The organism is Chitinispirillales bacterium ANBcel5, assembly GCA_029688955.1.
GTDB classification, from domain to species: Bacteria; Fibrobacterota; Chitinivibrionia; order Chitinivibrionales; family Chitinispirillaceae; genus Cellulosispirillum; species Cellulosispirillum alkaliphilum.
In genome coordinates this window covers 20,228-44,170 of the sequence record JARUKZ010000033.1, presented here as the reverse complement: position 1 = coordinate 44,170, position 23,943 = coordinate 20,228, and the positions used below count along the sequence as shown (strand labels likewise).

The 23,943-nt window shown below is 43.5% G+C and carries 19 protein-coding genes; 11 read left to right on the top strand and 8 right to left on the bottom strand.

Annotated features, from left to right (window positions below):
- Window positions 1-547: 547 nt before the first annotated feature.
- Together QA601_14905 and QA601_14900 are read right to left on the bottom strand one after the other, a co-directional pair.
- A complete protein-coding gene (locus tag QA601_14905) occupies window positions 548-1,375 on the bottom strand; it encodes a metallophosphoesterase (GenBank protein ID MDG5816383.1) in 828 nt (275 codons plus the stop codon).
- Between the two features lie 147 nt (window positions 1,376-1,522).
- Window positions 1,523-3,001: an exosortase/archaeosortase family protein gene (locus QA601_14900; protein MDG5816382.1), complete on the bottom strand. Its 1,479-nt coding sequence runs from the start codon at window positions 2,999-3,001 to the stop codon at window positions 1,523-1,525.
- Between the two features lie 105 nt (window positions 3,002-3,106).
- Between QA601_14900 and QA601_14895 the strand changes: the two genes are divergently transcribed.
- The gene (locus QA601_14895; protein ID MDG5816381.1) at window positions 3,107-5,260 is read left to right on the top strand and encodes a hypothetical protein; all 2,154 of its coding nucleotides are present in this window, start codon (window positions 3,107-3,109) and stop codon (window positions 5,258-5,260) included.
- A 121-nt stretch (window positions 5,261-5,381) separates the two neighbouring features.
- Here the strand turns inward: QA601_14895 and QA601_14890 are convergent, their stop codons facing one another.
- Window positions 5,382-5,627, bottom strand: coding sequence for a DUF2945 domain-containing protein (locus QA601_14890; protein ID MDG5816380.1), 246 nt, complete (start codon window positions 5,625-5,627; stop codon window positions 5,382-5,384).
- 184 nt (window positions 5,628-5,811) lie between these two features.
- Here QA601_14890 and QA601_14885 point away from each other — a divergent pair, with 184 nt between their 5' ends.
- From QA601_14885 to QA601_14875, 3 genes are all read left to right on the top strand, one after another.
- Window positions 5,812-6,669 carry an endonuclease/exonuclease/phosphatase family protein gene (locus QA601_14885; GenBank protein MDG5816379.1) on the top strand — a complete coding sequence of 286 codons (858 nt, stop codon included), beginning with the start codon at window positions 5,812-5,814 and terminating at the stop codon, window positions 6,667-6,669.
- Window positions 6,666-6,857 carry a hypothetical protein gene (locus QA601_14880; GenBank protein ID MDG5816378.1) on the top strand — a complete coding sequence of 64 codons (192 nt, stop codon included), beginning with the start codon at window positions 6,666-6,668 and terminating at the stop codon, window positions 6,855-6,857. The genes QA601_14885 and QA601_14880 overlap by 4 nt, the downstream gene beginning before the upstream one ends.
- A 375-nt stretch (window positions 6,858-7,232) precedes the next feature.
- Complete coding sequence (locus QA601_14875) at window positions 7,233-8,198, top strand: Rpn family recombination-promoting nuclease/putative transposase (protein ID MDG5816377.1); 966 nt, start codon at window positions 7,233-7,235, stop codon at window positions 8,196-8,198.
- An 80-nt stretch (window positions 8,199-8,278) separates the two neighbouring features.
- On the opposite strand, the gene QA601_14870 is transcribed toward QA601_14875, so the two are convergent.
- Window positions 8,279-10,528, bottom strand: a complete 2,250-nt coding sequence (locus QA601_14870) for a fused MFS/spermidine synthase (GenBank protein MDG5816376.1) — start codon at window positions 10,526-10,528, stop codon at window positions 8,279-8,281.
- A gap of 304 nt (window positions 10,529-10,832) precedes the next feature.
- Here QA601_14870 and QA601_14865 point away from each other — a divergent pair, with 304 nt between their 5' ends.
- Window positions 10,833-12,614 (top strand): hypothetical protein, encoded by a 1,782-nt coding sequence (locus tag QA601_14865; GenBank protein MDG5816375.1) that lies wholly within the window; start codon window positions 10,833-10,835, stop codon window positions 12,612-12,614.
- A gap of 117 nt (window positions 12,615-12,731) precedes the next feature.
- Here the strand turns inward: QA601_14865 and QA601_14860 are convergent, their stop codons facing one another.
- Window positions 12,732-14,072, bottom strand: a complete 1,341-nt coding sequence (locus QA601_14860) for a hypothetical protein (GenBank protein ID MDG5816374.1) — start codon at window positions 14,070-14,072, stop codon at window positions 12,732-12,734.
- A gap of 273 nt (window positions 14,073-14,345) precedes the next feature.
- On the opposite strand from QA601_14860, the gene QA601_14855 reads away from it, so the two are divergent.
- The 3 genes from QA601_14855 to QA601_14845 are packed head-to-tail and all read left to right on the top strand — an operon-like array spanning window position 14,346 to window position 16,431.
- Window positions 14,346-15,107, top strand: a complete 762-nt coding sequence (locus QA601_14855) for a TPM domain-containing protein (protein MDG5816373.1) — start codon at window positions 14,346-14,348, stop codon at window positions 15,105-15,107.
- 14 nt (window positions 15,108-15,121) lie between these two features.
- The gene (locus QA601_14850; GenBank protein ID MDG5816372.1) at window positions 15,122-15,856 is read left to right on the top strand and encodes a nucleotidyltransferase domain-containing protein; all 735 of its coding nucleotides are present in this window, start codon (window positions 15,122-15,124) and stop codon (window positions 15,854-15,856) included.
- Entirely contained in the window at window positions 15,853-16,431 is a 579-nt protein-coding gene (locus QA601_14845; protein MDG5816371.1) for a LemA family protein, read from the top strand. The genes QA601_14850 and QA601_14845 overlap by 4 nt, the downstream gene beginning before the upstream one ends.
- Before the next feature lie 99 nt (window positions 16,432-16,530).
- Here the strand turns inward: QA601_14845 and QA601_14840 are convergent, their stop codons facing one another.
- The 3 genes from QA601_14840 to QA601_14830 form a co-directional block, all read right to left on the bottom strand.
- Window positions 16,531-17,109: a hypothetical protein gene (locus tag QA601_14840; GenBank protein ID MDG5816370.1), complete on the bottom strand. Its 579-nt coding sequence runs from the start codon at window positions 17,107-17,109 to the stop codon at window positions 16,531-16,533.
- Window positions 17,110-17,181: 72 nt separating this feature from the next.
- Window positions 17,182-17,997, bottom strand: coding sequence for a PEP-CTERM sorting domain-containing protein (locus QA601_14835; GenBank protein ID MDG5816369.1), 816 nt, complete (start codon window positions 17,995-17,997; stop codon window positions 17,182-17,184).
- A 692-nt stretch (window positions 17,998-18,689) separates the two neighbouring features.
- Entirely contained in the window at window positions 18,690-20,345 is a 1,656-nt protein-coding gene (locus QA601_14830; GenBank protein ID MDG5816368.1) for a hypothetical protein, read from the bottom strand.
- 180 nt (window positions 20,346-20,525) lie between these two features.
- Between QA601_14830 and QA601_14825 the strand changes: the two genes are divergently transcribed.
- The 3 genes from QA601_14825 (at window position 20,526) to QA601_14815 (ending at window position 23,939) form a co-directional block, all read left to right on the top strand.
- Entirely contained in the window at window positions 20,526-21,644 is a 1,119-nt protein-coding gene (locus tag QA601_14825; GenBank protein MDG5816367.1) for a hybrid sensor histidine kinase/response regulator, read from the top strand.
- 174 nt (window positions 21,645-21,818) lie between these two features.
- Window positions 21,819-22,952 (top strand): DEAD/DEAH box helicase, encoded by a 1,134-nt coding sequence (locus QA601_14820; protein ID MDG5816366.1) that lies wholly within the window; start codon window positions 21,819-21,821, stop codon window positions 22,950-22,952.
- A 33-nt stretch (window positions 22,953-22,985) separates the two neighbouring features.
- Complete coding sequence (locus tag QA601_14815; protein ID MDG5816365.1) at window positions 22,986-23,939, top strand: serine/threonine protein kinase; 954 nt, start codon at window positions 22,986-22,988, stop codon at window positions 23,937-23,939.
- Window positions 23,940-23,943 lie beyond the last annotated feature (4 nt).

Here is a 23,943-nt window from a genome sequence, read left to right as displayed (position 1 = left end):
AAACCCAAGTCAGGATCGCAGATTTAACTGATTTAGGGATGGCGCAGATTCTGAAATCCTGAATCAGCGAAATCAATTAATCTGCGCCAATCTGCGATTCTGACCTTTTTCCTAATCTGCGCCAATCTGCGATTCTGACCTTTTTCCTAATCTGCCCAATCTGCGATTCTGACCCTTTTCCTAATCTGCGACTCTACCTTTTTTCACCAGCATCAAACCATACGCAAATGTGTAAATACTGATGATATTAAAAGTATAAATCAGGGAGACCGGTAGCGCAACCGAGTCAAAGAGGAAAGCAGAAAATGCCGCTGAAGAGTGGTTAACCGCATGGGGTCATCAGGAGTTTGGCTGGTATTTGTAGTTGGTGGTAAATGTGGAGCGTTTATTTGCTCTATTTGTTTTTTTATGTAGTGGGAGTGCCTTGTAACAATCAATAATTAAATGTATAGAGGAGTTTGTTGTACGCTGATTATAAGATTTCGCAGATAGAAATTTCTCCCAATCTGCGCAATCACCCAATCCGCTCAATCTGCGTTTCTTTTCTCTATCTCTGCATTGCGTCTAAAATCGCCACATTAATCTGCGGACGTGCAAAGAAGCGCACTGGCAGGGTGTTTGTACCGATACCGTTTGACACGATCACTTTCAGATCGTCGTGGGTAACCACACCGGTTCTGTACTTTTGGCCATAATCGGATGGTATCTTCGGTGCATAAAGCCCAAAGAGTGTAATCTGTCCTCCGTGAGTATGACCTGCAAACATCAGATCAACTTTACTCCTATCCATAATTTCGGCATAATCGGGGCTGTGCGAAACGAGAATCACAAAATCCTCCTCTGTTACATCACCGGTAGTTTTTTCAAGCTTTTGTACATCTTCACAAAGATCACCCACTCCACCTACCTTTATCCTCTCACCATCCTTCTCTATCCAAAAAGAGTTGTTGTCGATGGATAGTATACCGGCTTCGTCCATAGCTTGTATGCTCTTCTCAGCCCCCAGCCAGTGCTCGTGATTACCCAGTACCCCATACACCCCGTAGGGAGCCTCTAAATCTGCAAGCACCTCAAAACAAAGGTCAATATATTTGGGATCCCCTTCGGCATAATCACCTCCCAGCAAAATCAAGTCGGGGTCCAGGGCGTTAACCCGATTTACAATGCCCTGAAGTCGTTCCTGAGTGAAAAAGCGGTTAAAATGTATATCTGCCAGAAAAACGATCCTGAAACCATCAAAAGCCTGAGGAATAGATTGGTTTTGCACCACTACCGTCTTCTCCTGGTACCAATAGGGCTCAATTAAAGAGTAGATTCCAGCCAAGAAAAGAAGAAGCACTACTACCTTTAGGACTAAAAAACGCCTTCGTTTCAAAGAATTCCTTCCCACCTTGTGATCATTTGATGTACGTGGTAAAATACAATACTACGAATAGAAAAGCTGAATTTGTACTGAAAAATGTATATATGATCCCGAGCCACACCCCCCCACTGTCTTATCAACCTCTTAAGTGAACATCCACTACCCACCCAAATTCTCTCGTATAAATTCACTCATTCGATTCTTTAGCAGCAGTTTCTGCTCCAGTGATGAGGATGTTTTGGCCCTAACCTGTATAAGTGAAGCACTGTTTTTTCTCTCAGTAACCATTCTTGTAAAAATACTGTTCCTGAATGCCGCTGGTTTTCCACTTATCATCTCACCGCTTTTAAACCAATACATTATTAGCACACTTGAATCCCCTTCAGTGTACTCTACCATACTCACCGTCACCTCCCGACCATCAGACAAACCGATAGTATGTGATGAAGGCACAATATGAATGGAAGTTGAAAGATCGGTTTCTATCCTGTTAAAAAAAGTTTGGGAAGGGAAAAACTGATAAATCAGTGCCAAACCTGATGAATCTCCGTAATCAAACTGCACATAACCATAACCACTCGTATCATCTCGGTGCGATAATGTTAACGGCAATTCATTCCAGTAAAGCATATCATCCTTTAAAATCAAATGGCTTGGCTTTTGGAAATCATCTGAAGCCCCAATGAATGAGAGTACCAGTGCGACACAAAGAATAAACGCGGCAACAGTGATCCTTTTGGTACCACCGTAATTATTTGCAGGTATAACATCATTGAAACTTTCGTTTTCATTTTTATCAAACTTTTGTATCAGCTTTGCCGAAAGGAATAACAGGACAATAGCTGCCGGATAGATAATGGGAGCAAGAAACAGATCTCCCGGGCCATGTACATGCTCCCTTACAGCACCGTAGTTCCAGAATCCAAGGATGATTATGCGAATAGTGTTTAACACAACCGATATAACCACCGATACCGCTATAAGTAGTAACCGTGTGTTTAACTTTTGTAGTTTCAGAAATGCAAATGGTAATGAAAAGGCGAGGATAGAAAGTAATTGATTGATCCCCGAACACCATGGGTTTACATCAAGAATAATTAAAGGCAGATGGAGTTCATTGCCAAACCGTTGTACCTGCAAACCTGAAATCATTAAAGCTGCTTGGGCAGTAACTGCCCCTATTCTCTGAAGCGGTGCTTGAAGGTAGGGCAAAACCGCAGGCGCGATGACTATAATAAGAACACAATAGCCAATGGGCCAGAGCAAAAACTTCATCCTCCTTTTCCCTTCAAGGAGAAAGAGTAGCGCAGCGAGCATAAAAAAGGGTGCAAGCTCTATTAACAGGGTAATGAGAGTAAGACGTGAAAGCAGCGTAAGGAAAAGTCCTGCAGCGGTGACTATCAGCGCCACCTTTTTTGACCCTGCCCTAACGGTACCCCTGGCCCTCTTTATGGCAGAAAAAGCCATCACCACCACAAAAGGGATAACCAGATACTGCCACTTCCCCCCTTCATTCCAGGTAGAAACGATTACCCGGAAATGCTCCTGATATGCCGCAAGGAATAGTAATGCCAGTGCACTGTATAACTCGGTGCGGCCCAGGTGTGCTATGCCAATTCCTTTTCTACTGCTTTTCATCGGTTTCTTCCAACGGGTTTTCTGTTGTATGAGTAATAAAAATGAAAAGAGCATAATCTGTACCGATTTATTTGTGCTACACAAACGAACCCAAAGGTACAATATTTGCAAAAGGTAAAAGGTGTAGCCATTTTGGACAATGCGTTTGTTATTACCTATAATAAAGAGGGCTTTGGTATGAAACTGTTTTTTCTTCTGCTTTTGCAAATATTGTTTGTCATCATGTTAAACAGCTGCAACAATCTCTCCTCTATGAGCGCAGAGGAGCTGTATGAAGCCGGAATGAACTACCTGCAACAGGGAGAGTTGGAACGGGCACACAAACATTTTCAAACAGCAGCAGAAAAAGAGAACAAAGCTGCCTATAACTGGGCTGCGGCACGCACAACCAGAAGCAGAACATCAGCTCTGCTTTATGCCTGGGAAGCATGGAGCGGCGGAATGAAAAACAGAGAACTGCTTCTGTTTCTTACATCCCTTTCCAGACACCAGGACCAGAGAGAGAAGATTGAATACGGTTTAAAACTCCTTGAAGAGATAGAGGATCCGGGTAAGCAGGATATTATACGGGGCGAAATCTATTTAAACAAAGGCCACAGCGATTCTGCTGTTACAGTCTGGAACCGGGCTCTTCAGAGCAATCCTCAACCAGCCCTGGTTAATGCAATCGGCCGCGTTTATATGATAAGAGGACAATACGATACGCTTCACCACTTCCTTGAAAACGCACGGGAATCTCAATTACTGGATGAAAACGGCTACTCTCTTTATGCCTTTTCTCTGTGCCACTCTGCGCGGATTAGTGAAGCTGTGGAGCTTTTTGAAGAAGCACTCTCCTTAGATTTTAATAAACCCAGATTACATTTTAACAGTGCATGGCTTTACCTGCTTACATCACGTCCCGATAAAGCCTTGCAACATCTCGATTTCGCAAGACGCTACTACGTACATCCAAACAGCCTTCTGGAACAAAATATCAACCTTTTATCTGCAGTGCTTCACCGTTACAATCAAAACACCAAAGAATTAACGAAATTAAAAGGCAAACTGTGCGATGATTCCCCCCGTGAAGGGACCTGCCACTTCTTACAGTCCATGCTTCTTGCCGCCAGCGGCTCAAAGAGTGAAGAAGCCCTTGATAAGCTTGACTCTGCCCGTAAACAGCTACCAAGAAACCCTGTTATAGAATATGCATCAATTAATGAATTTCTCATGCACGATACCCCCGAAAATGCGCTTGAGTCATTTGAGCTGCTTCCGGTTAACATCCAAAGATTCCCTTCTGTTATAATGTTACAGGCACAGATACTATCTTCCTCACAGCGACCGGAAGATGCACTGGAGCTGCTCTATTCAATGCACAATTTGGGAGCTGCCAGCAGGGCTTCACTTGAGTTGCAACAGGATCTCACTTTCAGACTTGGCAGAGATGAGGAAAGTTTTATTCTCCAGGATATCCTGGAAGAAGCTTATCCTCAGGACAGGGGTATCCGTTTCAAAAGAGCACTGCTCTATTTAAGAACAAACAATGCAGATTCGGCACTTGCAATTGTGAATGAATTATCCCGGGATGAGCCGGAAAACCCAGCCATACTGAGAGCGCGTTTTCATGCCTACTTCATGAACGAGGAGTATCAGCGGGTAATACACACAATAGAAAAGCAGGGTATAGAGGATGCAGAGTTAACGGTTTTCAAGGCACGGGCAAAACTACACCTTGGGAAAACAACACAGGCACTTAACACCTACACACAAATAGCTCAGGAAACCAAAAACCCCTACATACTTTTGGAGTGTGCCGATCAACTGAGAAATGCCCACGAGTACGACCGGGCTATTGAAATCTACAAACGTGCTGCATCAGAGATCGAAAACCATCTGCCCGAATCACCCGTTCTGGCATCGGTGTTTAATCAATTGGCCAAAGCACAGAGAAGTTCGGAGAATGTCAGTTCCAAAGCGGCACTGCAATCCGCGCACCGGGCCTACCTAATCAATGCTGCGGATGTTAGCGTAATCGACACCTACGCTTCCCTGCTCTCACTAAACGACAGATACAGGGATGCAGTCAGAGTACTCCGGAGCCATCTTCAAAACTCCCGCAACCCTCTTTTGCTTCTAAGGCTTGGAAAAGTACACAGAGATGGTGGCAGAAGACGACAAGCCAGCAGAGTTCACTCTGAACTTTCAGAGATGAGCGATGAAGAGCTTGCAACAATGTCCATACAAAGGGAACAGTTGAACCAATTACTCGATTGAACGGAGTAAAGAGTGTTACCAACACAGCCCAGCCGGTAAATGCTGCTAACAGCAGGTATACGCCATCAAAAGGGCGTATACCCGCAGAATGATAAAAGGGCGGATGCGACCAAAATGGCCATCACTTGCGCTTTTTTCCACCTCCTCCCCCCTGATTTTTCCTTCGAAGTTCTTCTGGGTGGTGGATTGCCTCTTTTCCTGTTTTGCTGCTTTTAACCTTATATTGAGGATCTTGCTCTGAAGCAGCAACCGTATGCTTTTTTATGCGTGTTCGGGAGGTCACCTTCTCCTGCACATCACCTTCGGTTTTTCCCCGCGGTGTATCCCATTCAACATGCTCCCCTTTTCTAATTTTTTTTTTACCCACACCTCTCCCCCTTTCCCCAAAAAAAGTGTTATAAAGTATACTTATAATTAAGGCAAAAGAGATACCTGAACAGCGCCATAAAAGAGTGGCCAAATGTTTAGCTTCAGGGTAAATATTACCACCTAAAGATCGGAATAGCAGATTGAGAGATTAACAGAAATTCACGGGGAGAGAACCTGTAACTATGGTGTCTTCAATCTTAAAAAGATGGATAAAATTTTCGGCTATCAATAAAGCAGCGCTTATATGCGGAGTTCCAGTACCAGAAAAAGGTGATCGAAATGACACTTTTTCTGTTCTTAACTGGAATATTTTCAAACAAAACCGCACCTCCTTTTTAGGTGATATGCGCACCCTTGTCCAATGCCTCAACCCCGACTTCATGGTGTTTCAGGAAGCACTGCTTACGCCGCCATTAATAGCGATGCTTGAAAAGGAGCTTTTTTTAAGCTGGGCCTCATCCCCAAATATCTATGCCCGAAACCACAAGACCCACTCGGGCGTTCTTACCGCTTCTAAGTATAAGCCCCACAGTGAACGTGCCCTCATCTCAGCATCAACTGAACCCTTTTTAAACACCCCTAAGTCGATGCTGTTTTCAACCTATAAACTGTGGCCATCAGGACCGGTTTTGCTGGTGGTGAATGTTCACGCACTTAACTTTAAACTTGGGTTAGAGGATTATAAGAAACAACTTAAACAGGTATTTACCATCGTTGCCCAGCATGGTGGACCGATCATCGTAAGCGGTGACTTTAACTCCTGGAGCCGAAAGCGCACCGATTCTCTTCTGGGCCTGGCAAGGGATGCAGGGATGAGCCGGGTTGAGTTTGAAAATATGCGTTTTGGGAGGTTTCCCATATCGGGTAAGGCTATCGATCATATTTTTTATTCCGGTGCTTCACTTGCGCCCCTGGAGGGTTCAGCGCGTTGTCTTGACCATATACAATCTTCGGACCATTTCCCTATGGTAGTGAAGTTTGGGGTTTTCCCTGGGACGCAGAGGCGCGGCGAGGGAAGGAGAGGGGAAAGGGAGAGGTGACGCGCGGAGACGCTGAGGCGCTAAGAGAGAGAGGGAGGAGAAAGGGAGAGGTTGCGCACGGAGACGCTGAGGCGCTAAGAGAGAGAGGGAGGAGAAAGGGAGAGGTTGCGCGCGGAGACGCTGAGGCGCTAAGAGAGAGAGGGAGGAGAAAGGGAGAGGTTGTGCGCGCGGAGACGCTGAGGCGCTAAGAGAGAGAGGGAGGAGAAAGGGACAGGTGACGCACGGAGGCGCTGAGGCGCTGAGAGAGAGGGAGGAGAAAGGGAGAAGTTGCGCACGGAGGCGCTGAGGCGCTAAGAGAGAGAGGGAGGACAAAGGGAGAGGTTGCGCGCGGAGACGCTGAGGCGCAGAGAGAGAGGGAGGACAAAGGGAGAGGTTGCGCGCGGAGACGCTGAGGCGCTAAGAGAAAGGGAGTATCATTGCACGGGGGAGTGTAACCAGCTTGGGAGTGTATATTTTTTTGTGTAAATGGTTCCAGTAAAATAATATATCTAGAAACTCAGAAAGGGAACTATGAATCGCGATACTTCCCCACTCTCCCCTTTTACCTGAATTATATTAACTTCATGGATACCCCAAAGAATAATCCCCTCAAAAATCCTCACAACGCTTTTTTCCGGGAAACATTTTCCAGGATTACCACCGCACGACCGTTTATTGATACCTATGCCCCAAAACAGATCCGCTCACAACTGGACCTTAGCACTTTGGCCATACAAAAAGACTCTTTTGTCGATAAAGAGTTCAAGGCGCATTATTCCGACATCCTTTATAGCGTTAAACTCAAAGGAAAGTCGGCATTTATCTATATGCTGTTTGAGCATAAGAGCTACAGTGATCCCTGGACCGGCTTTCAGCTTCTGCGCAATATGGTAAAAATCTGGGAGCAGTACAGAAATCAGCACAAAAAGAAAAAAAAGCTGCCAATAATAGTGCCGATGGTGATCTACCATGGTGCTAAGGAATGGGAGGTTACTACCTCCATGACACATCTTTTTGAAGATATCGAAAATACGAGGGATTATATCCCCGAATTTAAAAATGAAGTGTATGATATATCACATATTCCCGATGAAGAGATCAGGGGCGAGATACTGCTTAGGGTGAACTTTCTGATACTGAAGTATTCCAGGTCCCCTGAGCTGTACGATAAACTTAATGGCATACTTTTATTACTGTTAAAACTCAGGGACATAAAAACAAAGACTGAGTACTTTGAGATTCTTTTTCGCTATCTCTCTGCGGTGGTAGATGCCGAGGACACCGAACACTTAAATCGGGAATTCAATGAAATTGCACAGATTGGAGGAGTGACAATGCCTACAATAGCTGAAAAATGGTTTCTGGATGGTAAGGCTGAAGGGAAGCTTGAGGGGAAACGTGAAGGGGTAATTGAAGGACAAATTAAAACAAAGATTGAAACAGCAGAAAAAATGATTGCAATGGGAATGAGTGATGAGCAGATTGAAAAGATAACAGCGTTGGGTATTGAGAAGATCAAGGAATTAAGGGCAAAGAAAAAGAGTAACTAGCCAGAACCTCCCCAAAACGTTGCACGCTTTAGAAGCAGTGGCGCGAAATCTTCAGCCCCATACACGCCATTTCCCAAGCACTATCTACTATCCACTATCCCCAAAAGCTCCCTATACCGTTCACCAACCAGTATTTTATCCTGGTCCATTATGTGAGTTTTAGGAGAAACGTACTCTATTGGCAGCTTATCATCAGTATTTAACGGATACTCTTTCCAGTCCTCTTCTTCAATGGAACCCAAATAAAACCTTTGCAGTTCTCCCGTAACGTTCTTTCGGTTAGGTGGTAACCCTAAAATAGAAGCGATATCTGGAGCAATCACCTGACCTTCTGTAACGGCGATCTTCTTTTCAGAACATATAAGAGCTATTGCCGGTTCCTGAACGCTATGATTGAGCCGCCAAACGGTCACCTGTTTAAATTGTGAGCTTAAAGTCCTGGCAATGATTCCAAAGTCATGCTCTGTCATTTGGTACAGAGGCAACCACTGAACAAACACTCCCCCATCATTGAGCTTATTAGCAACCCTGGAATAAAAATCGGTTGTGTAAAGTAAAGAAGTACCACTTTGCCAGGGAATAAACAGTTCACTAATGATCAGATCAAACTGTTCCACGGTATAAGACAGATAGGTTCTGCCATCATCAAAAATTATATTAACCCGCTTATCATCAAAAAGACCATTTACCAGAGTACTATAATACTTCTTTGCAAAAGATATAACTCCCGGTGAAATTTCACACACCACGACTCTTTGAGGATTAAACAGCAGTGATGCACCCGCTGTTATCCCTGTACCCATACCAATGAAGCAAACACTTTGAGGGTTGGGGTGAATACTCATGGGCAATACAGCCTGACGTTTTTTGTAGTCTATGTTATGGTTACTTCCAATGGAGTACTGATTATTTACCAGAATATGATTAACATTCCCACCCGCTACCAGTGAAACCGTTTCACCGCCCACCTCCTTTACCTCTATTACATCCATGCCACGAAGTGCCACATTTTTCCACACCAGCGGTACATTTCCACTTGCTGTAACAACTATCACCACCACAGCTATACCCGAAGTAACTATCATACACTGTTTTTGCTTGTGTATCACAGCATAAATAATTGCACCAATACTATACATTAACCCAATAACCCGGATACTTTGCCACAAAGAAAGTACTGTACCATGAAACAGCCCAAAGAAAACCGAAGCGACTATTACACCCACAATATTCGCGGTGATAAGTGTCCCGACATTTTCACCTCTGTCACCTGATGCTTTTTTTATAAGTATCGGCAAAAGCATTCCGATAAAACAAGATGGCACAATCACCGTAAATAATGATACCCCAAGGATGTTAGAAAAGTATTCAAACCAGGAGCTGCTGTTTCTGAGCGGAAGAATACCATCGGTGCTCCGGACAAAAAGTGCAGGCACGATTAGTAACAGCAGAGCAATCACAGAAAGCAGCACAGGCACTACAAACCTTTTCTCTGTAACCTTGCCAGGAGCAACAGAGATCAAAAGCGCACCAACAGAAAAGGAAAACACAATAAAGCTTAGAAGAATCGTAAAAGAATAAAAAGAGTTATTATCGATCAGTGCAAATGACCGCATAAGCATCAGCTCAAACCCAATACTGCAAAAGCCGGATATAAAAGCAAGAATCAGATACACCGGTGCAGTTTTTTTAAGCGAGGATAGCTGCTTAGAGGTCTTATGAGAAGTACCCCTGCTACTTTTAAGATAAACATAACAGGTTATGGCAATCACGGCGTGAAGGATACAGGATATCGCAAGTGTTATCCGTATCCCCAGCGCAGGTATCAAAACGAATCCACCCCACAGCAGCCCCCCAACCCCACTTAATGAATATAAAAAGTAGTTGAATACCGCACTTTTTTTTCTCTTCCCTGAGCATATAACAAATGATAATAACGGCATAGAACAGCCATAACAAAAAGACCAGGGCAGAAGCAGCACAAGTATCGACAGAAACTGAAATAACCTGAAAAGGAACGGATGGTAAGTAAGCGAAAGATTGTAAAAAAAGGCAAAAGGGAGCTGCCAGTTAAAGAGCAGATAGGCTGCTATCAGACCTAAAAGTGCTACTATATTAAGGCCTGCAAAGGTTTTTAGCGCTTGGAAAACACTCTTTCTGCGTTTAAGAGAAAAATAGGAACCCGCAGCAAATCCTATAAAAAGCGCAGCGAATATAACCGGAACCGAATCATATCGATTTCCAAATACAGCAGAAAGCCTCCTTATCCAAACCAGTTCGACCATAAAACCGGCAAGCGAGCTAAAAAGGAGTAAAGAATAGAGCAGCATGATAGAGCAAGTACCCCGATAAATGAGTTGTTTAGGCAAGGTTGTAAAAAAAGATACAATGTGCTTATTGGTGAGGCAAAAGCAGAATACAGTTCATTAGATGCATAAAACTAAGCTGCTTGTTTACCTGTTTTTAAAGCAGGTATCTTTAATAGCTAGGACAAATAATTTATTTTTCATGCAGAATCAGTAAGGAATACATAAAATTATTTACTCAACCCACCGTACTCTTTTCAAGATTTGGGTTGATTTAATCTGAACTGGTTATATTTTAAGGATTCACCTGAAAAAAGGATAACAATTAATGCCCGATATGCTCCATACGTTCCATATCCCGGTTATGGGAACAGGATTTACTCTCGATACCCCCTTTAAAGTTGCACAATATGGAGTTTCATCCGTTGTATCCCTTGTAGATGACAAACTGATAGAGCAGGTGCGCAGCTATTACTGCCAGCTTTTTGGTGAACGGTATGAACCAATCACAAACGATAACCCGGATCCACGGGCCAATCGTATCACTGCATATCTAAACCTGATGGATAGGGTTGTCAAAAAGCAATTTCAGGAGGTAAAAAACTCTGACTTTCATTCCAATAGTGAAGCTACGAAGTACTTTGAACTGTTACCCGACTCCTCCCCAGTAAGGAAAGATTTTACAAAAATGAAATCTCTCCCCCAGGGAGAGGAAAAGGAACGATTACAAGTAAAACTCCGTGAAAAGATGATTCCCGGATCCATTGACGTTAACATTATGACAAAGCTGGATAAAACATCCTATAAAAACAATGTCAAACTTCCTCCTGAATTTTCGGATGCCCTTGCAGCACTTCGCGGCTTCGCCAACAGCACCCTCAACTCTTCTATCGTTTTCTCTGCTGGGATCAACCGCAGATTATTTTCCTATCTGGCAACGTTTGATGATTTCTATCCCGATCCATCCGGTAATTTGAAAAAAAAGATTACCATCAAAGTAAGTGACTTTCGCTCAGCTTTTTCACAAAGCAGAGCGTTAGCTCAGAAAGGGTTATGGGTTTCGGAGTTTCGGGTTGAGTCAGGTCTAAATTGTGGTGGACATGTTTTCCCCACCAAAGGACACATGCTTGGACCTGTTCTTGAAGAATTTAAGAGAAAACGAAATGAGCTAAATGACACGCTGCAAAGCATGTACATCAAAGCCTTAAAATCCAAAAACATAACATTACATAATAACCCCGAAACTATTAAACTCACTGTTCAGGGAGGAGTTGGCACTTCCCAGGAGCACCAGTTCCTGACAGATTATTACAAAGCAGACAGTGTCGGCTGGGGAACACCCTTTCTTTTGGTACCAGAAGTAGTGGCAACAGATGATTCATTGGTCGAACAGCTGGAAAAGACCACTAATGATGATTTGTATGTAAGTAAAGTTTCTCCCATGGGTGTAATGATTAATAACATGCGCACATCACCATCAGAAATCGATAAAGCACAGAGGATTAAAGAAGGTAAGCAGGGTTTTGTGTGCTTTAAAGGCCACCTGACACTCAACTCAGAATTCAGTGATCAACCACTTTGCGTTGCATCAGCAAAATACCAAAACCAAAAAATTAAAGAAGTGAAAGCCCGAAACCAAGCACCTGAAACCGAATCCAGGCAAATAGAGGAAATTACCGAAAAAACCTGTTTGTGCCATCAATTGGGTGGATCCATTCTTCTTAAATACAACATTGTTAAAAATACACCAGCAACAGCGGTGTGCCCGGGGCCCAACTTAGCTTACTTCTCTAAGCGCACTACATTCTCACAAATGGTTGATCATATCTATGGACGTGTTAATCTGAAAAACGATACCCCTCGCCCCTCTATGTTTATTACTGAACTGATACTTTATATCAACAATTTCATTGATGACTTTACCAAATCACTTCCCTCTATGACTGAAAGCAAAGCGACTTATTTTTCTGATTACGTAGCAGCGATGCGTGATGGTATGTCCTATTACTATAACTTGATTACTGATCACCCCTCTTTAGAAGGCATGCTTGATGATCTAAATAAATGTCAAAAGCGTTTCGAAACATTTATTTCAAAGCAAGGGCAGTGATGTTTATAGCCAAATATTAGAGTCGCAGGATCATTTCAGTTTTGTAGTCTACGAAAACAGATTCGCAACTATACTCTTGTTTTGAAACAGAGTATAGCGCGAATTCCATGCAGTTTGTTAATGCAGTACCCTTATTTGCTGGTTATAAATCACTCGCCCACTATCATCCCTGAGCCGTAAAACGACAATTCCGGAAGGCAACGTCTGGTTTTTCAAAGCATACGTATGCTTAAGCCCGGAACTACTTTGTTTGGCCATATTCAGTGCTCTACCCCTTAGATCAAATATTTCAGCACTGATATGCTCTGAAGGCAAGTTAGTTACATGTATCACCCCCGAAGCTGCTGTTACCTTTAAATTATCTCCCCGTGCATTTACTCTGGCTACTGATCTGAGCGGTTCAGGCTTTGGTATATAATAGTAGTCATATCTTTGCCTCTCTAAATATACCCATCCAATTGCAGGATCATAGTAGCTTGTTGTTTCGCTCAAAATATTACCCAGACAATCAAAGAGTGACGTTCTTCTCTCCGAATAATTCCATGCAGTATCGGTATAACTCCAAAAAGTTTTTGTATGTCCATGATGAAAGGATAAATCTTTTGACCTGTAATCAGGCTGCCATACCGAATCGGTTTTGGTGTATACTGTACGTAGTGTTACCGGATAAGGTTTTGATTCAATGTACTCTGTTACCTCTTTTGACCTTTTCTTAAATTTAGCGTTTGCAGTATCTCTAATACTCGCTATTTGCTCAATTACCCTGTTCTTTTCATCTAAAGTATATTTGTACCATACAACATGATAAAACCCAGTTGTATGGTTTATCATTTTTACAGAATCGACTAAGCCATCACTGTACCATCTAAACTGTTCGATCTCTTCCAGTTGAAACCTTGAATGATTAAATGTATACGCATGCCTGTAAATAAGGCTATCGTTTGAATCGTATTCACTATTAGCTCTTAATCTAAGCGCGAGTGTGTCGTTAACTTTTCTCATCCGCTCCTCAAAAATGCGATTACCTGTTTTGGAATAGTGATATATCTCATGACCGGTTTTAACCCATCCTGTATCAACCCATTCCTGAGTTATAATAGTATCCTTAAGATTATCTTCAATAGTAATGCTCCTTGAAGTACTAAGATTCCACTCATCAAAAGACTTATCATAGAAAAGCGAAATGTGCTGATTGAATCTATCACTGTAGGAATACACAATCCTTTGGTCATCATATGGATACATCATACCGCTTAACTGAATTCCTGAAACTCGCCACTGTTCATCATAGGAGAAGGTTTGCTGATAATCGGCAATCCAATCACCTGCATAAACCTCATAGGCCTGAATACGAAGATAGGAATTCTCAACGTGTACACACTGAGGTTCTTTGCCAGCACCTAAAGATAAAGATACCATAGCCAGGGCAACCAGTTTTAAAAATGACACCTTTAACATAACTGCTCCTTCTTTTATAAAAGGGTGGGGTTTGAATGGGACCAGGTAATTAAATGATTTAAGGGACTTTAGTTGTTTGGTGAAAAAAAAGAGAATAGATAGTATGAGTTTGCAAAAATCATACTAAAGGCGGCTGTTTGTTCACTGATTTGGCTTTAACTGCCTGCCCCGTTTCCCCCCCCATTAGTATTTTCAGCCGCCAAATGCTATTTTTATACCTCTTGCTCAAATCTGAACATATCACATCTAAACAATATGGGTCCCGAAATCCAAATGAAACTACTTTTCACCAAAACAATTCTCCTGCTTCTTTTTTCAGTAACACTTTTGTTTGCCTCCCAATACCCTTCACGCCCATCCGGAGCAGTGGGAGATTACGCACGGGTTCTTGATCATTCCACGACTACTGCTATCTCCAGAATCAGCCAGGCTCTATGGGAACAGGCCGATTTTGCACTGGTGGTTGCCACGGTCCCATCAATTGGAGATAACAACATTGATGAGTATGCACCTGCTTTGTATGAAAGATGGGGAATCGGCTCAAAAGGCAGCGATGAGGGGGTTTTAATCCTGCTGTCACTCGATCCCAGAAGAGTGCGAATCGAAGTTGGGTATGGTGCTGAAGGGTACCTCAATGATGCCAGAACGGGTAGGATGCTCGACCATTATGGAGTCCCACAGTTTTCAGAAAGTAACTATGGAGCAGGGTTTTTAGCCTTAGCAATTGAGATCGCGAAGGTTGTTGAAGAAGAAAAACAGATAAACCTATCCCTTCCAACCCGGGGACATATTCGCAGCAGTCACTCACAAGAAGACGTTGAACTATCTCCATTTTCAATCATACTGTTTCTTATTCTTCTTATCATTATGGTGAGTACTCCATTTGGTCGTTCGCTTCTGTTCTTTATGATTATGAGCGGGATGCTTGGTGGCAGAAGAGGAGGCTATGGAAGCCGGGGCGGTTTCGGCGGCGGTTTTGGTGGAGGTTTCGGTGGCGGCTTAAGCGGTGGAGGCGGTTCGTCCCGTTCATTTTAACCTGGGAGTAAAACATGAAAAACATAGTAGATCCTGTTGAATACTCAAAAACCGCTGTAGAGCCCTACAAGTCGCTCTACGGTGAAGACCTTATCTCTGTTATTCTGTATGGAAGTGCTGCAGGGGGCGATTTTGACCCTAAAAAGTCCGATATAAACCTATTAATCGTTCTCAGTTCAATGGATGTGGAACTTGTGGCGAAATCATCTGATCTGCAGGCCAAATTGCTGCGTCAAAGATTTAGTACTCCCTTTATCATGGATAAAGAGTATATCACTAATTCACTTGACTCCTACCCCATTGAATTTCTCGATATGAAGGGTTGTTACCGTGTGATTTACGGTGAAGATGTTCTGGAGACGGTTTCACCTCAAAAGGAACATTTGCGCATTCAGGTGGAACGAGAGCTTAAAGGTAAGTGGCTTCATCTGTTACAGGAGTTCCCGTATGCCAGAAAAAACGGGAAAAGCCTTCTACAATTAACATCACTGTCTCTTAAAGCCTATGCACCGATTTTCCGTGGACTGCTGATGCTTAAAGGGGAAAAAGTTCCATTTAACAGAAATGAGCTGTTTAAAGCTATAGAATCTGCATATGAAATTTCAGGCACGCCTTTTCAGGAGGTTGCCAAAGCTTGTTCAGACAAAGATACGTCTCGGTTAGAGACACAGTTTGTAAACTATGCAAGAGCAGTTAAAACGATAATTAATGCCATTGAAAAGTCAGATAATCATGGAGGAAATAGATGAACGGAAAAAAGAAAATCCTTATTGGTATAGGTGCTGCCGTTGCCGCACTTATGATCTTTGTTATGATATTAGGTGGAAGTGCTATAGGGTGGCGCAACCGCCTTGTAGAGCTTGAGGAATCGGTGAGAAGATCCTGGGCTAATGTGGAAAACCAGATGCAGCGAAGAATGGATCTGGTACCAAACCTGGTTGAGACTGTGCGAGGATATGCAGATCACGAAAGTGATGTTCTCACCAGAGTGACTGAAGCACGGGCAAGTGTTGCTGGTGCCGGTTCGCCACAGGAGATGATTGATGCTAATCAGGAGTTGACTTCAGCACTCTCGCGCCTTATGGTTGTAGTGGAAAATTATCCGGACCTTAAAGCTAACCAGAACTTCATTGCACTACAGGATGAGTTGGCCGGAACAGAGAACAGACTTGCTGTTGAACGCAGACGCTACAATGAAGCAGTGGGGAAATTTAATGGCACCCGTAGGAAAATCCCTTACAGTTTTTTTGCCGCCAATTTTCCGCAAGCCGCTTACTTTGAAGCTGCCCCCGAGGCAAGTGAAGTACCGGAAGTGTCCTTTTAATTACCCGTATCCCTCTCTGTTACTGGGTTACCCGCAGAGGGGGTATACTTTTTTATAAGCAAAAATCTTTTTTTATAGAATTCCGACAGCAGATACTTACTATACAGTTGCTTGCTTTACTATCTTTTTTCTTTCTCTGATCGTTGCGCCTCTGTGTGTAAACCTATCCTTTTTTTTTCCGCTCAGTGAAACTGAATCAGTGCGCAGCTTTAGTCCGCGCCGCTGAGTGTAACTATTTCCTTTTCCTCTCCTCCTACTCTCTCCGCCTCTCTGCGTCTCCGCGCGTAACCTCTCCCTCTCTCCTTTCCTCTCTGCGTCTCCACGTCTCTGCGCGTAACCTCTCCCTCTCTCCTTTCCTCTCTGCGCCTCTGCGTCTCCGCGCGTAACCTCTCCCTCTTTCTCCATTCCTCTCTGCGCCTCCGCGTCTCCGCGCGTAACCTCTCCCTCTTTCTCCATTCCTCTCTGCGCCTCTGCGTCTCCGCGCGTAACCTCTCCCTCTCTCCTTTCCTCTCTGCGCCTCTGCGTCTCCGCGCGTAACCTCTCCCTCTCTCCTTTCCTCTCTGCGTCTCTGCGTCTCTGCGCGTAACCTCTCCCTCTCTCCTTTCCTCTCTGCGTCTCCACGTCTCTGCGCGTAACCTCTCCCTCTCTCCTTTCCTCTCTGCGTCTCTGCGGTTTCAAGGTACTGTTGAGTTACAGTGGGTGCCGTCAAAACTCTGCGTTCCCCCAAACCCACAGTACCTATGCACCTACTTAACATTCTTCTCTTTTTTTCCTTAAAGCAAATAGTCCAATTAATGAAGCACCAAGGGAAATAATCAGAGTGGGCTCAGGTGCGGCAGCATATGGAACAGTACCTGTGGAGAAATTTGAAAAACCACCGGTAAGAACCAAGGTGCCTGAAAAGGGTTGGGCAAATTCGTACCCCACATTAAAGTCCCCATACCATCGCCTTATAATAGTTCCAGGTCTGTTCAATTGAGCAGAAAGTGATCTGGTATCTGAATCAAGAAGAACGGGGAAAAGAGGATCCTGCTCATCATACAGCGCAAATGAACTCATAACCTGTGCCTCACCTTGTGCGCGCCCCCTGATAGTGGTGCTTGCAATTTGGCCACCGCCCATTTTAAGATCAATAGTTGTGATATTCTCAGCCTCGATAGTGTAAACGAAACTTCCCACACTCAGACCAGAATAGGCCCCAGGTGACAGGGATGACGGTATTGCATTGGTGGTGGAGATGAACTGATCACTTACAGAATAATTAAATACATTAGCAGATGCTCTGGCTGGGATGGAATTCCAAATCGAACCATCGCCTGATCCAAATTCGATATTTTGCTGCCCCGCTCCGGTTACCATAGACATGTATTCTACAGATTCCAAAACTGTACTCACATTTCCACCACCACTTCCAAACTGTACACCAGTCCATAGTTTCTCCAGTTCAAATTCTGTACGTCCACTGGAATGTACTCTATCGAGAAAGGGATCAGGTTCATGTGCCACAGAAGCACTAACTAACACTAAAAGTGCGATAGATACAGTATACATTGTTTTCTTAAACATAATAACTACCTCCAAGCAAACTTTTCTTTTTTGAGTGAAATTTATGATCCTATGGTTAAGAAATACAAACTGCATGCCACACAAGTACTTACGACGTTCATATCCGTCTCATACGAAAAGAAAATAGAGGTATTCAGGCGAAAAATTCGCAGTGGGTATCACCTGTATTAAATAACCGAAATTTTTTGCACCACGTTCAGGAGATAAACGCAGCCTTTATTTTTACAAACAATATTTAGTGGTTGATTTGTTTAAATGATGCATTAAGTGTTTGAACTCAGAAGGGACAATGAATCAGTGGAATACTTTTTATTTGTAACTCAAAAAAATCTCTACAGATTTTTTGGGGAACTGAATGAGTGCTTTTATGAAGAAAAGAGAGTAAAGAGTAGCGTCCATCTCCTGAACAATTCTCTTTCCTCTCCCCTCTCTCTCTGCGTCTCCGTGCCTCCGTGTGTAGCCTCTCCTTTCTCCCTCTCTCTCCGCGTCTCCGCGCCTCCGCGCGTAACCTCTTCCTCTCTCCTTTCCTCTCCGCGACTCAGCGTCTCCGCGTGTAGCCTCTCCCTTTCCCCCGCTCCTCTCCGCGACTCAGCGTCTCCGCGTGTAGCCTCTCCCTTTCCCCCGCTCCTCTCCGCGACTCAGCGTCTCCGCGTGTAGCCTCTCCCTTTCCCCCGCTCCTCTCCGCGACTCCGTTACCGTAATACCAATGGAATCGCACTCCCCCTTACTCCATCAATTGTGTATCTTAGGATATATAATCCCCCACCCTGCTTTCTACCCGAAGCAGTAGCAGACAGTGCAACCGAGTGGGCACCGGCCCTAAGAAACATGTCATCTGACCGGTACACTAGCTTTCCCATTGGATCGATCATCTCTATTTTTACCTGCGACGGTCGGTTTAACATAAAGTTAACCGAAATATTTCTGTTAGCAACTTTTACACTCAGTGGCTTCTCTTTAGCACTGTTTATGCTCTTTCCTATACTGTTTTTCTCAGCAACCACATCATACTTTACAATGTAAATATCATGTGGACCGTTGGATGTAAGTGTCAATGGATTTGAGCCGGGATTAAAATCCACAGTTCCGCTGAAACTGCCTGCAATAAGAAGGTTTTGATCATTATCCACAGCCAGGCCCGATGGTACAAAACCAAGATCTGTATCAGCCTGGATATCCCCATCTCCATTTATTACAAAGAGTCTACTGTTGTTACCTGAAAGGTATAAATTTCCCTTACGATCATGAGTTACATGAAACCGAGAAGAACTCATCACAGATGGAGCGCCGATTGGGTGCACCCATTTAAGGTTCAGGTCCTTAGAATAGCATGCGACAAACCCCTCTCCATTTCTCTCACTTGTACTGAGGGGGGCTACGTTCCCTTTGAGATCAAAATTCACTGTTCCCGAAAACCTGCCACCAATAATTATAGAGTCATCCAGAAGGTAAATTTTGAGTCCATGATCAACACCGTGTGCTCCTAAGGACTGAGCCCACATAACCTCTCCTCCGGGTGTATATTTTGCAAAAAACAGATCATCAAGCCCATTGCTTTGAAGTGTGACAGATGAAGTATCGGTTTCGAGTGTAATTGTTCCGTTGTATATTCCAGCGATATAAACATTTCCATGGTTATCCATTTCCAAACTCATAATTTTAGCATCAATAGCATTTGCCCACAACACTTCCCGGTCACTATTGTATTTAACCAAAAAACTACACCCGTTACATAACGTTTCAACAAACAAACTATCATAACCAGGAGAAACATCTATACTGGTTGAGTGAGAGATACCAGATATTGCAAAATCTCCATTATCGTTTACCGCAATTGTTTTCCCATAGTCATTGCCGTTTGGACCACCGATGGAAAAAGACCGCTCAGAGTTTACGTTTTTATCAAATTGCGAGACAAATATGTCTGAGCCATTTTCTGCAATTAATCTGTCTGTGCCAAAAGAAATTGACTCATAGAAACTTCCTATGACAAAGATAGATTCATCTTTATCCAAAAAAAGGTGTTCACTACGGATTTCTTCTCTGTTTCCAAAGACCTGGTGGGTGATATACGTTCCATCCTGGCAGTATTTAGCTAAGTATATATCGGGTCTGTTGCCTATATTCGAGGAAACAGCACTTCCCTCCCCCGGATCAAAATCGATATAATTGTCAATTTGCCCTGTGATAAAACTATTTCCATCTGAATCGACTACAATACCTGCTACAGTGGGGAATCCTGCGTATCCCATGTTTATAGCCCATAGGGGTTCAAGTACATAAGAGTAAGCAGATAGAGCACTAAGAGCGATTAGCAAAGAGGTGGTGATGGTAATTTGTTTTTTCATAACAGAGTTCCCCTGAAAGTTGAAGTTAGGTGTTAAGCAGAATAATATAAATTTTTACCCCATAAAAGGAGCTAACAAATCCATACTCAGGGTGTTTTCTGCAATTTTCCGGCACGCTTTTCGCAGGGGCATTTATAGTATAGTAGTACAAGGTTAACAACTTTAGAGAGAGCGTTTCTTATGCAAACACCGATTAAAATCCTCTACCTTCAAGCTAACAGCTCAGATACAATTCGCATAGAAGATCTTTTAAGTAAGGTTAGCCCTGGTTTTGAATTATTGGCAATTTCAAATAAAGCTGATTTTGTAGAAAAATCAGCAAAAGGATTACACGATCTAATCATTATCGACTTCCAGCATCCTCAAATTAGTGCCACAAACGAGATAGAGGTAATCAAAGAGAGATTGCCTGGAGTACCTGTAGTTATCCTCTCCGATCCAATCGGAGAGGAACGGGCAATAGAGTGTATAAAAGCCGGTGCTTACGACTTTGTACTTAAAGAAAACCTGAGTCGACTCAGCAATACAGTAGAAAAGCTGTTTGGTGAAGAGAAGCGAGCAGGGGGCAGGATAAACGATTGCAGGGAAGAGATAGCCGAGAAAAACAGAGAGCTTAAAAACGTTGATTCTCTGAAAAATGAGTTTATCTACAGGGTAACCCATGAGATGCGTACCCCTATAACAGCTATAAGGGGATTTACCGACACACTTCTTTCAGAGGATATACCAATTACCTCAGAAGAGAACAAGGAGTTTTTACAAATAATTTCAAAGGAATCACATCGACTTTCAAGGATTGTGAACCGGCTTCAAACAATCGCCAAAATGCAACAGGGTACATTAAATATTAAAACCAAACCAATTGAGCTTAGTGAAGTTCTGTCCGAATCGGTGAACGAAACAGTTGCTCCTAAGGGAGTGGTACTAGAGATTGAATCTACAGAAACAGCTAACATTAACGCTGATAAGAATCTCATGAAGGTGGCGCTTGATACGATCCTGGACCATGCGGTTCGCCACACCTCTCCCACCGGCAGGGTAGTAGCGACTCTTGAAGTTTCAGAGGACTCCAGTGCACATCTTTCCATCCGTGACTCCGGACCAGGTATCATGCCCGATCAACTCCATAAGGTCTTCGATATCTTCTACAGCGTCGAAACGCAGTCTCAGAAAAAGAAAGAGGGCATAGGGCTATCAGTAGCCAAATCGATAATAGAGCACCATGGGGGGACTATTTGGGCACATTCCACACCAGGTGAAGGCACCACTATTCATGTAACACTGCCTCTTTACCAATAATTCATCCTATTAATGTAGTATTGAGCAATTTTTACCCCTGACTCTTCGTAATTGGCGCAAAAGATGAGCCTTTTTAGGATCTTTTTGCCCCAAAAAAGGTTTTCAGTGCCCCTGTTTATTCATGCAGAAAGTAATTTTTGTAGTGATGGGCTCATTTCAACAAAGGTCACAGCCATGAGTTTTGCACAGTTTGGTCTTAATAAATCTGTTTTGCAGGGGGTATACGGTGCAGGACAGGGTACTCCAACAGAGATTCAACATAAGGTGATACCGCTTATTCTAAGGGGCCGTGATGTTTCCGGGTGTGCACCCACCGGAACAGGCAAAACTGCAGCATTCATTCTTCCCATTCTCACTCAGCTTCTCGCTTCGACCAATCGGCCTACTTTTCGGCCAAGGGTGTTGGTACTCGCTCCTACACGGGAACTTGCTCAGCAGCTTGAAGCGTGTTTTAGAGTCTACGGATCCTATACCTCGCTGCGGTTCCTTTCAATTGTTGGTGGTGTTGGTTTCAACAACCAGGTCAGAGACCTTAAAAACGGTGCTGATGTACTCATTGCCACTGCAGGAAGACTTCAGGATCATATAAAGCGAAGAAGTGTGGACCTTAGTACTATCCAGACATTTGTTATCGATGAAGCTGACCGGATGTATGATATGGGTTTTATTCATGATACCACCCGGATTGCATCAGTTCTTCCTCATCGGCGCCAAACGCTGCTCTTTTCTGCAACACTGCCTCAAGAGGTACGGAAAATAGCAGCAACACTGCAGCGTAACCCTGTTTATATTCAGGTTGGAAAGACCAAAGCTCCAAAGGAGAGCATCAGGCAGTATTTTTATTCCGTCACCCAGGCTGATAAAACAACGCTGCTTTTTAATATTATAAACACCGAAGATATAGAAAGCATGCTGGTTTTTTTAAGGAAAAGAACTGCAGCCGAGAGGCTTAAAAGCCATCTTGAACGCAAAGGGATTGCAGCAGAAGTATTGCATGGAGAGCGTTCTCAAAACCAGAGGGAACAAGCACTCAGTGGTTTTAGAAGAGGTGTGGTTACGGTTCTTATCGCTACAGATGTCGCATCAAGGGGGCTTGACATTTCAGGCGTTTCCCATGTAATTAATTTCGACACACCTACTGGCAGCGATGATTATATTCACCGTATCGGCAGAACAGGAAGAGCAGAGAAAAAAGGTGTTGCCTATACATTTGTATCCGCTGAAGAGGAAAATCTCTTTAAAGCAATCATCTCAGATACGGGAACCGAATCTGATCTTATTACCTGTGAGAATCGCCTTCAATTATAACTATTTGCTAATCTAACCACAAGAGCCCGCTATATGTTTGAGAACCTTTTACCCGAAACAGTACTAACTGTTGTAGAGCAAAATTACGATTATAAACTAACTTCCCTCATAAGACCACTTCCAAGTTATATTAACCGTGTTTATGAACTGCTGGCTACAGATAATACCAAACTTGTAGTGAAATTCTACCGTCCTGGCCGATGGAGCAAAGAAGCACTTATAAACGAACATCAATTTATTCTCGACTGTGCAGAGGAGGAGATTCCTGTGGTGGCCCCTTTAAACCTTAATAATGGTGGAACACTTGGTAAGCATGGGAGTGTGTTTTTTGCGTTGTTTCCCAAACGTTCGGGGCGCCAGCTTGAGATTACTGAAGAGAGTATGTGGGGTAGGCTTGGTTCCCTGATCGCACGAATGCATATAGCAGGTGAAAAGCGCAAAGGTGAGTCCAGGATTACTATCGGCCCGCGGCAATCAGCCACTGACGACATAGAGCATCTCCGTTCCGTAATTATTCCTCAGCGATTTAAAACCCAGTATTATGACACAGCCATGCGGATAGTTGAGCTCAGTGCCCCACTCTTTGAGAACACAGAGGTGACAAGAATTCATGGTGACTGTCATAGGGGTAATATTCTTGACAGGCTTGATGAGGGATTTTTGTTGATTGATTTTGATGATATGGCGATGGGCCCTCCGGTACAGGACATATGGCTTCTACTGCCCGACCGTGCAGAACATTGCGAGTATGAATTGCAACGTTTCCTAAACGGCTATGAGCGTTTTCGGTCGTTTGATCGTGCAACAGTAAAATGTATAGAACCGCTTCGTGCCATGCGCATGATCTACTTTCTCTCCTGGTGCAGCCGTCAGGTGGATGATTTTCAGTTTCGCAAAAATTTCCCCGACTGGGGTAACGATTCCTTTTGGCAGAAGGAGATTAATGACTTACGAGAGCAGATGGGTTTTGTGCTGGATAGTGTGTGAGAGG